The 13784-nt window shown below is 44.6% G+C and carries 11 protein-coding genes; 4 read left to right on the top strand and 7 right to left on the bottom strand.

Going from position 1 to position 13784, the window contains the following annotated elements; translation table 11 throughout:
* Nucleotides 1-38 precede the first annotated feature (38 nt).
* The gene (locus FEM33_RS02220; protein ID WP_139010492.1) at nucleotides 39-1079 is read right to left on the bottom strand and encodes a hypothetical protein; all 1041 of its coding nucleotides are present in this window, start codon (nucleotides 1077-1079) and stop codon (nucleotides 39-41) included.
* Between the two features lie 198 nt (nucleotides 1080-1277).
* Here FEM33_RS02220 and FEM33_RS02215 point away from each other — a divergent pair, with 198 nt between their 5' ends.
* Complete coding sequence (locus FEM33_RS02215; RefSeq protein WP_139010491.1) at nucleotides 1278-2261, top strand: 1-acyl-sn-glycerol-3-phosphate acyltransferase; 984 nt, start codon at nucleotides 1278-1280, stop codon at nucleotides 2259-2261.
* Nucleotides 2262-2307: 46 nt separating this feature from the next.
* Here the strand turns inward: FEM33_RS02215 and FEM33_RS02210 are convergent, their stop codons facing one another.
* Nucleotides 2308-3363, bottom strand: a complete 1056-nt coding sequence (locus tag FEM33_RS02210) for a VOC family protein (RefSeq protein ID WP_139010490.1) — start codon at nucleotides 3361-3363, stop codon at nucleotides 2308-2310.
* 303 nt (nucleotides 3364-3666) lie between these two features.
* Between FEM33_RS02210 and aroB the strand changes: the two genes are divergently transcribed.
* Both aroB and FEM33_RS02200 read left to right on the top strand, forming a co-directional pair.
* Nucleotides 3667-4701 (top strand): 3-dehydroquinate synthase, encoded by a 1035-nt coding sequence (gene aroB, locus FEM33_RS02205; RefSeq protein ID WP_139010489.1) that lies wholly within the window; start codon nucleotides 3667-3669, stop codon nucleotides 4699-4701.
* A 95-nt stretch (nucleotides 4702-4796) separates the two neighbouring features.
* The gene (locus FEM33_RS02200) at nucleotides 4797-5366 is read left to right on the top strand and encodes a DUF4136 domain-containing protein (RefSeq protein WP_374756417.1); all 570 of its coding nucleotides are present in this window, start codon (nucleotides 4797-4799) and stop codon (nucleotides 5364-5366) included.
* A 360-nt stretch (nucleotides 5367-5726) separates the two neighbouring features.
* On the opposite strand, the gene mraY is transcribed toward FEM33_RS02200, so the two are convergent.
* The 5 genes from mraY to rsmH all read right to left on the bottom strand — a co-directional run bounded on the left by mraY (nucleotide 5727) and on the right by rsmH (nucleotide 12240).
* Nucleotides 5727-6941: a phospho-N-acetylmuramoyl-pentapeptide-transferase gene (mraY, locus tag FEM33_RS02195; RefSeq protein ID WP_139010487.1), complete on the bottom strand. Its 1215-nt coding sequence runs from the start codon at nucleotides 6939-6941 to the stop codon at nucleotides 5727-5729.
* Nucleotides 6942-7078: 137 nt separating this feature from the next.
* Nucleotides 7079-8560, bottom strand: a complete 1482-nt coding sequence (locus FEM33_RS02190) for a UDP-N-acetylmuramoyl-L-alanyl-D-glutamate--2,6-diaminopimelate ligase (protein WP_139010486.1) — start codon at nucleotides 8558-8560, stop codon at nucleotides 7079-7081.
* Between the two features lie 8 nt (nucleotides 8561-8568).
* A complete protein-coding gene (locus tag FEM33_RS02185) occupies nucleotides 8569-10719 on the bottom strand; it encodes a PASTA domain-containing penicillin-binding protein (protein WP_139010485.1) in 2151 nt (716 codons plus the stop codon).
* A gap of 56 nt (nucleotides 10720-10775) precedes the next feature.
* Complete coding sequence (locus tag FEM33_RS02180) at nucleotides 10776-11186, bottom strand: FtsL-like putative cell division protein (protein ID WP_139010484.1); 411 nt, start codon at nucleotides 11184-11186, stop codon at nucleotides 10776-10778.
* Nucleotides 11187-11322: 136 nt separating this feature from the next.
* Nucleotides 11323-12240 carry a 16S rRNA (cytosine(1402)-N(4))-methyltransferase RsmH gene (rsmH, locus tag FEM33_RS02175; RefSeq protein ID WP_139010483.1) on the bottom strand — a complete coding sequence of 306 codons (918 nt, stop codon included), beginning with the start codon at nucleotides 12238-12240 and terminating at the stop codon, nucleotides 11323-11325.
* A gap of 137 nt (nucleotides 12241-12377) precedes the next feature.
* On the opposite strand from rsmH, the gene FEM33_RS02170 reads away from it, so the two are divergent.
* On the top strand, nucleotides 12378-13625 hold the full coding sequence (locus FEM33_RS02170) for a peroxiredoxin family protein (RefSeq protein WP_139010482.1): 1248 nt from the start codon (nucleotides 12378-12380) through the stop codon (nucleotides 13623-13625).
* Nucleotides 13626-13784: the final 159 nt, after the last annotated feature.

The following is a 13784-nucleotide window of genomic DNA, read 5'->3' as shown; positions in this document are numbered from 1 at the left end:
TGTCTAAAGTAAGGAGTGAAAACCGGAAACGTGATAACTTATATTTTCAGGGCTCTCAGAATTTTTTCGTCGTCGAAGCCGTCAATGGATGGAAAATAAAGTTCATATGCTTCCTTCTGCAATTTTGTACAATAGGATCTGTGAAAAAAATATTTACCGTATTTGACAACATAGTTCAGAATAAAAAAGCGGTAAGCTTCTTTCATAAACCGGACTTCGTTTTCTGTCAGCGGATACACTTTGTGGTATTCCTGAAGAAAGATCATAAACCGGTCTTCATTCAAAGTACTCATCAGATAACTGAAAACCGTTCTGTCGCCGACATTGGAAACCACTCTGCTGAAAAAGTAAAAATCCATAATTCTGGTCGACACGCGAAACCAGTCGTAATCCCAGCGCGAATATAATTTCAGATCTTCGGTTACCGAAAAGTTGCCGATATTCCAGTCTACAAATACAGGCATTTTGTCAAAAGAAGCGACATTCAGCCTTTGAATGTTCTTCATAAAAACATCGCATTGTCTGTTCAGCGTGTGAATATAGCCTCTGTGCTCATACTGTCCGGTATCCGTTTCCAGAATATCCCGCAGGTGCTGAATATCCGTACGCAGGTTTTTGGACGACTTGGGAATCGACTTGCTGGCCCGGAAGCAGGCCAGATGAAATTTCGCCGTTTCGGTCCCGAGCTTCCGGATATGCATTTCGTCCAGCCTTCTCGGAAGCCGGTTCATAGCCCGGATCGGATTGTAGAAAACAACCCAGGTGTCAATAAAGTCTTCCTGATAGCGATAGGTATAAACCTGATTGTTTTTTACGAGTGACTTGGCCAGCACATTCTCAAAAGGGTACAGCAGATTATTGGAAAGCGCCTGAATAATCCGGTGATCTTCCTTGAAATGCTCGTACTTCCCGAAATAGGAAAGTTTGGCAATAACCTTGTCATCATTGTCCAAAGTAACTCTGAAAACGTGGTTCGTTGATACTTTGGCACTTATATCTTCTACAAATTTTACTCCAATCGAATTATCAAATCCTGCCCAGGCTTTTCGGATAATTTCAGGATAATCTTTTAAACGCATTATTATTTTTCATTAAGCCTTAAGTGCTGATCGCAACTTAAAATATTTCAAAGGTAGCAACTTCAAAGGAGCCCGGAGACGATTTTCGGCATATTAGTAATATTTATATTGGAAAATGAATATTCCGGAGCTTTTACAAACAAGGCTTATTTCAAAACTTTGAATAATTTTACAAACCAAAAAATTACTTTACATACCTTGTTTTACTACTTCTCCCGTTTTCTGGTCCGTCTGGCACTTCCCATTTATCTTAAAAAACTTTGCGTAGTCAATTTTGATAAACTGCCAAAAAGAACTCCGATGCTTCTGGCATCTAATCATCCCGATTCCTTTTTTGATGCGGTGGTTATCGGTTCGGTTCTGGACAGGCCCATCCATACGCTTACACGCGGTGATGTTTTCAAAAAGCCTGCCATTGCTTTCTGGCTGCGCCAGATCAACCTTATTCCCGTTTTTCGCGGGTCGGAGGGAAGGCAGTACCTTAAAAACCATGACAATACTGCACAGGAAAGCCACAACGCATTGAAAGCAGGCGATTCGGTTGTGGTTTTTTCAGAAGGGGTTTGTGTAAATGAATGGCGGCTCAGGCCGCTGGGAAAAGGAACGGCGCGCATGGCGCATCAGATCTGGTTTAGCGACGACGCCTTGCCCGACATGAAAGTCATTCCGACCGGCGTTAATTATGAACATTTCCGCGGGCCGGGAAAACGGGTTATGCTGCGTTTTGGAAAAGAAATCAGTCAGGACGATATTTTGACAAGTCCGCTGGAATATGAAAAATGGCTGCGCGAATTCAACGAAATTCTGACTACGCGCATGAACGACGAAATCCTGACTTTACCGGCCGATTTGCCGAAAGACGAGCATATAAAGCAGTTGAACGCTTTTTTTGGAAATTGCACGGTTCCTGAAAAAGGAAACGCATTGTTCCGGGCAATTGGCTGGCTTGGACGTGCGATCCATAGACCCTTGTATTCGTTTTTCGAGAAAAAAGCGGCAAAACTTACGGCACGATCCGTATTTTATGATTCCGTCCTGTTTGGGTTGCTAATGTATCTGTATCCGCTTATTGTATTGCTGCTTTCTGTGATTGTGGGGATTTTCGCAGGCTGGCAGGCGGGCGTTATCCTGTTTTTTGCGCTTCCTTTGCTTGCATGGTTCTGCGGACGATTTTACAAGTGACTGTAACCATTCGGAGATTGCAGTCACTTGTAAAATACACTTGGGATCAATCTTTAACGCGGCTCAGGCTCATGAGTTTCAGCATCCAGTCGGGCAGTGGCTTCTGGTCTTTCCTCTTTTGTATATCCAGAAACCAGCCTATTTTCTTCAAAATCGGCAGTTTATGCGTTTCTACAAGTTCAATCAAAGTGCCGTCGGGATCTTCCAGATAGGCAAAGCGGCCGGCCGCGGATTCCATACCGAATGATCTTTCACTGTCAATCGTAAACGGGTAACCTTCTGCCTGAAGCTTTGTTTTCAGTGCATCCATATTCAGCGCATCGAAGCATAAATGGATAAACCCGCAGTCGCCCCAGAAACGGTTTTCAAAAATTTTCCTTGGCTCACGGTCCAGTGCCTGAATCAGTTCAATATTGGTATCGCCCAGTAACCGGCTGAAAGCGCCGTCGGGTGTAAAGCTTTTGCGCAGTAACATTCTGCGGAACCGCTGACCGGAGACGGAAGCAGGCAAATCCTTGAAAAAACCGGTTTTGTCGTAGACTACTTCCAGCGGCTGCAAAAGACTTTTGTAAAAAGCCAGCGATTTGTCGATATCTGAAACGCCGACTACAACGCCGGAAACCCCGCCGACGGCTTTATCCGTTTTCTGGAACCACGAATTGTCGCCTGTAATCTGGAAAGTATTTCCGTAAGGATCATTTCCCCAGAAGCCTTCACCATCCGGAAATCTCACCAGATCGCCTGCCGAATTGTTTGTACGGCTTTGTACCCATTCATGCGCTTTTCTTACATCCCGGGTTTTAAACCGGATCGCATTGATCCCAAGATCGCCAGGCTCGGCCTTGAAAGCAGCAGGCTGCGACACGCGGCTTGTAAATGACCAGATCTCGAGTCCGCCGCCTCCCGCCATGTTAATGGCCAGCACGGCGTGCCGCTGATGAACTGCTCCTCCGGTATACGGCGTCATGAGCGGTGCTTCCGCTTTTTCGTCAAATACCGGCACGTCAAAGCCCAGAATCTGGCGGTACCATTTCCAGGCTTCAGGCACATTCTGAACGCCAATTCCTACTTGTTGAATTCCTGAGATAAGCGGAGCACTCATTTGTTGAGATAAATTAAAGCTGTAAAAACAAACTTGTTAAAGGGTTAAAGCAAAAGCAATTTTACAAAATAAATGCGATATCAGGCCTTTCGAAGTGTAATTGGGATAAAAGTGTGGAGTGTAGAAAAATTTTCTTAGAGTACAAAACCCGATTGATTATCTGGTGAACATAATAATTCATATATTTAAATGAGATTTCCAGAATATTATTTTAAAAAGCTGGTTATCAACGCATCCATTTGGAAGCACCCGTCGTATATACAGCTGTATATACGACGGGCCGGATCTCAATTTAATTTTAGAATGAATCAGTCCGTAGTCATTGCACCCATTGCCGAAAGTTTACCCGAATTTACCAGTTCAGATCAGTATTCCAGGATAATCGTAATCGCTGATAACAATACAAAGAAGCACTGTTATCCGGTTTTGAAGAAAATTTTGCCGAAACACAGCCTTGTTACGGTTCCCGCCGGCGAATCGCACAAGACTTTGGCAACATGTGAAAAAATCTGGAAAGCGATGACGGAAGAGGAACTGGACCGTCATGCGCTGGTGATCAATATCGGGGGCGGAGTGATCGGAGATATGGGCGGATTTTGTGCGGCAGTTTACAAACGTGGAATAAATTTTATACAAGTGCCAACGACTCTGCTTTCGCAGGTGGATGCAAGTGTAGGCGGTAAGCTGGGGATTGATTTTCAGGGATTTAAAAACCATTTGGGTGTATTTGATTTACCCGAAAAAGTCCTTATCGACCCGGTTTTCCTGAATACATTGCCGGAAAGGGAAATCAGGTCGGGTTTTGCAGAGATTATAAAGCATTGCCTGATTGCTGACGCCGCCAAGTGGGAGGAAATCAGGCAAAAAGACTTTGAAGATCAAAACTGGCAGGATCTGATCGCACATTCTGTAAAAATCAAGCAGCAGGTTGTGGAGCAGGACCCGAAGGAAAAAGGGTTAAGGAAAATACTGAATTTCGGACACACACTCGGACATGCGGTGGAAACCTGTTTTTTAAGCAAGCCGCAAGGACAAAGGCTGTTTCACGGAGAAGCCATCGCAATCGGGATGATCATGGAAAGTTACTTGTCCTTCGCAAAGAAAATGATCGATCAGCAGACCATGACGGACATTGAAGAATTTCTTTTTGCCACTTACGGAAAAGTAAATATTTCGGCGGATGACATAGAAGAAATCATCGCACTGACCCGTCAGGACAAAAAGAACAAAGGGAAAGAAATACGGTTTTCATTACTGAAAGGAGCGGGGCAATGCGAATACGATGTTGTAATATCTGCTTCTGAAATGCGTAAATCAATAGCTTACTATTTGGGATAGTTCTAACAAGGCATCAGCATAAGCTATTGGTCATTGAAATGAATTCAAATCATTCATTATATATTTTTATTCACAACCTGACAAATCAAATGCTTATGTTGAAGTACGTTACAATTTACACCGCTTTACTTTTCGTAATGATCATTGCAGGATGCTCCAGTGGCCGGAAGGTGTTTGTAGAACACGATTACAGTTACGAAACCAATTTTAAAGATTACTCTTCCTATACTTTTCTGGAATGCGAAAGAGATACCAATAATCTTTGCACGGAAATATACGAGGCCATCCGCCGGCAGATGCAGGTAAGAGGATACAAGCTGACTGCCGAAAAACCTACTTTACTTGTTAATTACGGTATTTTCTACGATAACCTTCGTTACCAGGGATATATGCAGCCGGTTATAAAAAACTGGGTCGATACCGAAAATGACGGTTTCCGTTACGAGCCGATAAAATATGCGCTGGATAAAGGAACTTTGATCGTATCGCTTATTGATGCAGAAAGCGATCAGGTTGTGTGGAGAGGTTATGCTTCGGGCATTTTCAATGGCGTTGAAAACTCAAACAATCATTACAGAAGCGTTGTAAGACGTATTTTTGATCAGTACCCGCTTTTTGCAAAAGGTTACGATCCACGGAGATACAGCGAGCAGGTAGGAAGGTAAGCTGGAATGAAGGATTGTCATGTATTGTCAAGCATTGTCATTTGTAGTTGTGGGTTGTCATTTGTGGTTATGAATTGTCATTTGTGGTTATGAATTGTCATTTATGGTCATGGGTTGTCATTTGTTGTTATTTTAGTCAGGGGTTTTTGTGTTGAGTACAGCCGTTCATTTACGCTTCGTCCTTCATTCAAAATAACAATCTATGACAATGCATAACAATCTATGACAATTTCTTACAATTCATTACTATCCATAACAATCCATGACAATCCATGACAATCCATGACAATCCATGACTTTTACCACAAAGTTCCAATACAGCAGAGCCGCCGCTTTCCAACAGCTTTTAGCTTGATCAAACTACCTTAATTTCAAAGTTGCCAAAGTAAGAATGGCGAGAATAATTCCTACGATCCAGAACCGGGTTACGATTTTGGATTCGTGGATTCCTTTTTTCTGATAATGATGATGCAAAGGTGACATTAAAAATACCCTGCGTCCTTCTCCGTATTTCCTTCGCGTATATTTGAAATAACTGACCTGAATGATTACTGAAAGGTTTTCAGCAATGAATATGCCGCACATGATCGGGATGAGCCATTCCTTGCGGATCGCGAGCGCAATTACGGCAATGACGCCACCCAGCATCAGACTTCCTGTGTCGCCCATAAAAACCTGAGCAGGATAAGCATTATACCATAAAAACCCGACACAGGCACCGATGAATGCCGCACAAAAGATCACAAGCTCACCCGAATTCGGGATGTACATGATATTCAGGTATTGTGAAAATTTGGTGTTACCCGATAAATAAGCCAGAACGCCCAATGTAAGCGCAATGATACCGGAAACGCCGGCTGCCAGCCCGTCAATTCCGTCTGTAATGTTTGCACCGTTCGAAATTGCCGTGATGATGAAAATTGCAATAATGGTGTAAATAACCCAGGTATATTCCTCCGGAAGCCAGCCGAACAAAAGTGTTTTATAGTCGAACTCGTTGTTTTTGGTAAAAGGAATTGTCGTAATGGTCGGATGAATAATATCTCTGTACCGCTGAATTTCGCCCAGGTTGGAGCTTAGCAGTGGTTTTTCGTAAATCCGGATTCTTACATTGTCGCTGAAAGAAAGCGTCAAGCCTACAATCAATCCAAGACCGACTTGCCCGACAATCTTGAATTTTCCGTGAAGACCGTCTTTGTTATTTTTGAATTTTTTAAGGTAATCATCCACAAACCCGATCAGGCCGGTCCATAAAGCAGTGATGATCAATAAAATGATATATACGTTGCTTAGCTTGGCAAAAAGCAGTACGGGGATCAGCAGGGATGCAAGAATAATGAACCCGCCCATGGTAGGCGTTCCGGCTTTTTCCATTTGCCCGGCAAGCCCGAGGTCACGGATGGATTCTCCCATCTGTTTTTTACGCAGAAAATTAATAATGGTTTTTCCGTAAGTAGCGGCAATAAAGAGCGAAAGTACCGTTGCACCTAACGCCCTGAAAGAAATATATTGAAATACACCGGCACCGGGTATATTGAAATTCCTGTCGAGATAATCGAATAAATAATAGAGCATTGAAGAACGTGTTGGGATAATGGCTGCAAAGTTGCTTTTTTTCAGAGATTAAGCAAAAGGCCTTCCGGTTTAAAGTCGTATTTCCGGATTATTATTAATCCGGAAACAGGGAAAGTTCAGGTTTTAACAGCAGGAATTCAGTTGGAAAGATGCTTTTTGAAAACTTCAAGCAAAACTTCCTTGTCGTCGAAATGATGTTTTACACCATTTATTTCCTGATAATTTTCATGGCCTTTGCCTGCAATCAGAATAATATCTTCCGGATTTGCTTCCAGGCCGGCTCTGAAAATTGCTTCGCGTCTGTCAGGAATTACGGTTGTTTTCTTGAAATCCTGCGCAGGAACGCCTTTCCGCATTTGTTCAAGAATATCCAGCGGGTCTTCATAGCGCGGATTATCTGAAGTCAGGATTACGAGATTGCTGTACTTACACGCAATAGCCGCCATTTTCGGCCTTTTTTCTGCATCGCGGTTTCCTCCGCAGCCAACAACTGTAATTACTTTTTCATTTCCGTGACGCAGGTGAGTAATGGTTTCAAGCACATTTTCAAGCGCATCCGGCGTATGCGCGTAATCCACAATGCCAACGATATTGTCGGCGGAATGAAATTGTTCAAACCGCCCGGGAGGGCTTTTCAGATTGGAAAGTTCGGTAAGCACAGCCTCGGAACTTTCGCCAAGCAGCAAAGCAGCGCCATATACAGCCAGCAGATTATACGCATTGAAACGGCCGATTACGCGAAACCATACTTCCTGCTGATTAATCTCCATGTGCATGCCCGCCAGCGTATCCGAAATGATCTTGCCCTTGAACGAAGCCAGTGTCTGCAGCGAATAGGTTTCCACTTTCGCTCTGGTATTCTGTACCATAACCGATCCGCGGCGGTCGTCCACATTCACAAGCGCAAATGCCGTTTTTGGAAGCTGGTCAAAAAAGCCTTTTTTGGCTTTGATGTAATTGTCAAAAGTCTTGTGAAAATCGAGGTGATCGTGTGTGATATTGGTAAAAATGCCGCCTGCAAAATGCAATCCCGTAATGCGGTGCTGAGCAACCGAATGCGAGCTTACTTCCATAAATACATGGCTGCATTTTTTTTCCAGCATTTCCGAAAGCAGCTTGTTCAGTGCAACGGCATCCGGCGTTGTATGCGTGGAAGGGATAATTTCGTCTTCAATCTGGTTCTGAACGGTCGACAAAAGCCCGCATCGGTAACCCAGTGCGCGAAAAAGCTGGAAAAGGAATGTGGCAACGGACGTTTTGCCGTTGGTTCCTGTAACGCCGACCAGTGAAAGTTTTTGCGAAGGATGGCCGTAAAAAGCCGCAGCTATCATTCCCATTGCCGCCGCAGAATCCTCGGTCTGGATATAAGTGACGTTGTCGTTCAGCTGTTCCGGAAGTTCTTCGCAAAGTATGGCGCTTGCGCCGGCATTAACGGTCGTTTCAATAAATTGATGTCCGTCCGTTTGTGTTCCGCGCAGTGCCACAAACATACTTCCCGGCAAGACTCTTCTTGAATCTATGATAATATTACTGATCGTAACTTCCTGTGAACCCGTTATTGTAATTACTGGAATTCCGTTTAAAAGGTCGCTGAGTTTTTTTTCCTGATTGCTTTCCATAAATGGAATTACTGTAATGTTAAAAGGATTGTTTTTATTCCGGTTTTATTGGCGCCGGGCGGTAGCGACTGTTCCACAACTTTGCCCGATCCTTTGAAAGTAACCCTGAAACCTTTGTTTTCCAGAATGTACAAGGCATCGCGCATGGCCATACCCTGCAGATCGGGAACATCTTTGGAATCAACGCTGCGCGGCGTCCACTTGGTTTTGCCTTTTTTGAAAAGAGAAGCAGCGGCATATTCGGTATCTTCGGGAGCAGGCGTAAGATTCAGTTCCTTGCTGATTATTTTCAGGTCAGAAGATCTGCCGGCCCATTTCACATCTTTCGAAGTTTCCGGAAGCGAATCTTTTACCGGTTTCTGAATGCTCACGTCATAGGCGTAAATGCGGTCTGCAACTTCCTTGAAAACAGGCGCGGCCACGCTTCCTGCGTACAACGTATAGTTTGCGCCTTTTCCCTGAGGCGTGTCAATGATGACAATGCAGCTGTATTTCGGTTTGTCGGCAGGAAAGTAGCCGGCAAACGACGTGTAGTATTTTCCGGCCGTGTACTGGCCGTTGATCAGTTTCTGTGCCGTTCCGGTTTTTCCTGCAATCTGATAAAGTTCCGAACTGATATTTTTTGCCGAGCCTTCATTTACAACGCCTTCCAGCATTTTTTTAACTTTCCGGATGGTTTCAGGAGAACATATCGGCTTATCTTCGACATAAGGCTCCATTTTATCCTCGATTTCCTCGGCATTCCTGATTTCACGTACGATCATGGGCCGTACCCAGTAACCGTCATTGGCAACCGCATTGTACAGGGCAAGCGTTTGCAGCGGCGTCATCTGCATTTCATATCCATAAGACATGAAAGTGAGCGAATAATGGCTCCACCGCTTGGACGTCCGGTCTTTGATATAAGGAGGTTTTTCTCCTTTCATGTGAATGCCCGTCGGTGTAGTCAGGTGAAATTTCTTAAGATAGGAAAGATACGTGTCCGGTTTGGAGAAAAAATAACGCTGCATCAGCAAATGTACGCCGATGTTTGACGATTTTTCAAAAACCTGCGTAGCGGTCAGAACGCCGTGCCCGCCTCTTTTGGAATCATTGATCTGCGTTCCCCTGAATCTTACCGAGCCTGAACCCGTATTGACCGTAACGCGATCCGGGTCCAGTTTTGTTTCTTCCAGCAAAGCCATCATCGTCGGCAGTTTGAAGGTTGAGCCGGGATCGGCGCTTCCTGCAACGGCATAATTGAACACTTCCTCGTATTTTCCGTCGCCTCTTTTGGTCAGGTTTGCCATGGCCCGGATTTCTCCGGTTGCTACTTCCATCACGATCACGCAGCCGAAATTGGCCATGCTTTCAGTCAGTTTCCGGCGCAACGCAATTTCGGCCATATCCTGAAAGTTCATATCAAGCGTTGTATACACGTCTCTTCCGGCTTCGGGCTGCACGTTCAGTGCGTCGCCGACCGGGATTTTCATGCCGCCTTCCACCATTTCCACCCATCCGATTCCGGATTTTCCTTCCAGCTTTTTGTCGAAGCTTGCTTCGATGCCGATATAGCCTCTTCCGCTTTTCGGGTCAATGCCGCCGACAGTACGGTCGGCCATCGGACTGAAAGGTTTGTATCGCCTGTAAATGGTTTCGAATTTCCCGCCGCCGCCTTTCCGGTCTTTGTTAAAAAACGGCCAGCTCTTGATTTTCTCCCGTTCAAGATGGCTTATCTGCCGGCTTTTAAGTCTTAAATATCTTTTGGTTTTGCTTTTACGGTAACGCTTGATCTTGGCTTTGTATTCGCCGGCTGTATTTTCCCCGAAGTTGCTTGCAAGCAGCCGGGCAAGTTTGTCAATATTGTTATCGAAATAGACCGAATCCGCCACCTTGGTATCAAAGCCGACGTAATAATAAGGAAGCGAAGTAGCGAGCAGACTGTTGTCGCTGGAATAGATATTGCCGCGCATGGCCGGAATCGTATCCAGTTTCAGGTCATTTTTAACAGAATATTCGGCCCACGTCTTTCCTTTGAATTCATCGTAATACTGAACGCGGATGAGTTTGACAAAAACCATAATGGCAAGGCAAAACAGCAGCCAGCCCACCATCCTGGCACGGTTAATCAGCGCTTTCTTGTTGTTTGAACCGCTTTCTATATCATTCTTTGTACCCATTTTGAGAAAAGTGCCTTGATTTAGAGTAATGATTGCGTCCCGAAAAGCCGGAGCAGCTATTCATCTTCTTTGATAATGATCTTTTTGGGCGGGTTCAGGTTTTCTTCCAGCCCTTCTGCTTTTACCTTTTCAATAACGACCGACTGTTTCCCGCTTTTCATGTATTCCGCATGAATGGAAGTATATTCGGCACGAAGGTCGTCTACTTCCTTTTTAAGCTTGATGCTGTTCCTCACATATTGTTCAGACTGAAAACCGATTCTTTCATAAGCAACCAGCAGCATGACAACCCAGCCGAAATAGTAAAAATACTTGACGGGCAGGCGTTCCTCTTTTCCGGGAATCCTTTCTCCAAAAGCTTTATCCAGCGGCAAAAAACGGTTCAGCCAGTTGAATAAATGATATTCCCTTTTGCGTTTGGGCGGCTTTGGCGGAACAGGTTTCGGTCTTTTTTTATTTTCCGACATGGCTAGAAATCGTCAGGATAGTTTTTACTTAAATTAACTGCAATGATCCGTTTTTACAATCACGTCAAACAGCAAACATGTATGTTCCCAAAAGCGAATGGCTAAAAGCCGATTGCCCAAAGCACATGTTCATGGCTTACGATTTTTCTGCGATCCTCAATTTGGCGCTGCGTGCTCTCGGATTGGCTGCAATTTCCTCTGCAGTTGCTTCTATCGGCTTTCTTGTGACACTTGCGAGCGGTTTGATGATATTGCCGTAAAAATCCTTTTCCATTTCTCCGTCGAATTTTCCTTTCTGAATAAAATTCTTGACAAGCCGGTCTTCCAGCGAATGGTAAGACATGACCACAAGCCTTCCGCCGGGATGAAGCACTTCCGGAACCTGCGTCAGAAACTCTTCCAGAACGCTCAGCTCGTCGTTTACTTCAATGCGCAATGCCTGAAAAACCTGTGCGAAATACTTGTTTTCACGATGTTTGGGCGCATACCGCATCAGAATTCCTTTAAGCTCATTGACGGTTTCAATCGGTGAATTGTGCCGTGCTGCAAAAATCGCTTCCGCCGCCGTACGTGCGTTGGTGACTTCGCCGTACATGCCGAGTATGCGCTGAAGTTCGGCAGAAGATCTTGAATTCAGGACTTCACGTGCGGTTTTTTCGATATTCGGGTTCATGCGCATGTCCAGGTCGGCATCAAAGCGCGTTGAAAATCCCCTTACCGGCGTATTGATCTGATGTGAAGACACACCCAGATCCGCCAGAATGCCGTCTACTTTTTCCGCTTTATGCAGTTTGAGGTATCGTTTGAGATGCCTGAAATTGGCGGCGATAAATGTAAATTTTTCATTACCTTTAAGGACCTCAGCGTTGGCAGCAGCATCCGGGTCCTGGTCAAAAACCAGCAGTCGGCCTGTCGTCAGTTTCTCAAGAATGGCTTTTGAATGGCCGCCTCCGCCAAAAGTCACATCCACATAAGTGCCCTCAGGTTTAATCGCAAGCCCTTCCAGGCATTCAGTTAACATGACAGGCTCGTGATATGTACTTTGTGAATCCATTTGTTAAAAGGAACGTATTAGGAACTATTTCTTGCCGGGTGGCAGTTACAAACTTAGCAATTTTCAGGCGTAGGAATTGCGGTTTACAAGGGATTTAATTTAATGACGCGCAGGTTATTTTATAATAATTTATTGATATGAAGTTAATAGTTTCTGTTCTGAGTGCTTTGGCACTGATCATACCGGCGGCGTGCAAATCATCGGCTGAAAAGGATTTAAAGACCGGAATATGGCGCGCAAGCCTCAGTCGGGAAGGCCATACCCTGCCTTTACTGCTCGATATAACGAAAAATGCCGGTGATAAAACATATGCCGTTTACGTCGTGAACGGAAAAGAAAGGCTGCGAATGGACTCGGTTTATTTTGAAAATGACTCGCTTGTTATTCCCATGCAGCTTTTTGATTCCAAAATCGTGGCAAAAGCGGATGGAGATCAGCTGAAAGGGAAATATTACCGTTACAGCAACGGCGCAGTAGCAGGCTCATTGCCGTTTGAAGCCCGTTTTGGTGAAAACTATAAATTTTTTCAGGAAGGAAAAGCTTCAACGACCAAAAACGTTTCAGGCAAATGGGCAACGACTTTCAGAAATGAAACAACCGGCGATACAACCCGCGCAGTTGGAAGCCTTACCCAAACCGGAAGCAATGTGGAAGGCTCGTTTCTGACTCCGACCGGCGATTACCGTTTTCTTACCGGAAGTCTGAACGGTGACAGTTTGTATCTGTCTACTTTCGATGGTTCCAATGCGATGTTATTTAAAGCTGCGATCCAAAATGACGGAACGCTGAAAGGCGGTTTGTGGTCGGGGCTAAAAGGCTATAAAACATGGACGGCAAAGTTGGACCCGAATGCTGCATTGCCGGATGCCACCAAACTTACGTTTTTGAAACCGGGCTACGAAACGGTGGATTTTACCTTTCCGGATGCCAACGGAAACAATGTCTCGTTGAAAGATGAACGCTTTAAAAATAAGGCGGTCATTATCCAGATTCTGGGTTCGTGGTGCCCGAACTGTATGGACGAAACGAACTTCCTTGCGCCGTGGTACAAGAAAAACAAGGACCGCGGCGTGGAAATTATCGGATTGGCTTTTGAAAGATCCGACAAGCCGGAAGTCTCCGGGCCAAAGATTAAAAGAATGGTTGAACGTCTTAATATTGGCTATCCGGTTTTGCTGGCCGGCACGAACACCGACGAAGCAACAGGAAAAGCATTGCCGATGCTGAACAAAGTAATGTCTTATCCAACAACCATCTTTATTGATAAAAAAGGCAAGGTACGCGAAATTCATACGGGTTTTTCAGGTCCGGGAACGGGCAAATATTACGACGAGTTTGTTGCTGATTTTAACAGTCTGATGAATAAACTGATCAGCGAAAAATAATTAAAATTCTGCAATGCACCGGATGATGTAATTTTGCACTGCCCCCAAAAAGTTAGACACTTCTTGGGGGCATTTTTTATGGGTAAAAACAGAAAATTCAGTGTAGAGTTCAGACTAACGATTGTAAATGCTTATCTGAACGGAGATAGTATTAAAGGA

Source organism: Dyadobacter flavalbus, assembly GCF_006149045.1.
In the GTDB taxonomy this organism is placed as follows: domain Bacteria; phylum Bacteroidota; class Bacteroidia; order Cytophagales; family Spirosomataceae; genus Dyadobacter; species Dyadobacter flavalbus.
Note: the sequence above shows the minus strand (reverse complement) of the source record. Positions and strands in the feature narration are given on the sequence as shown.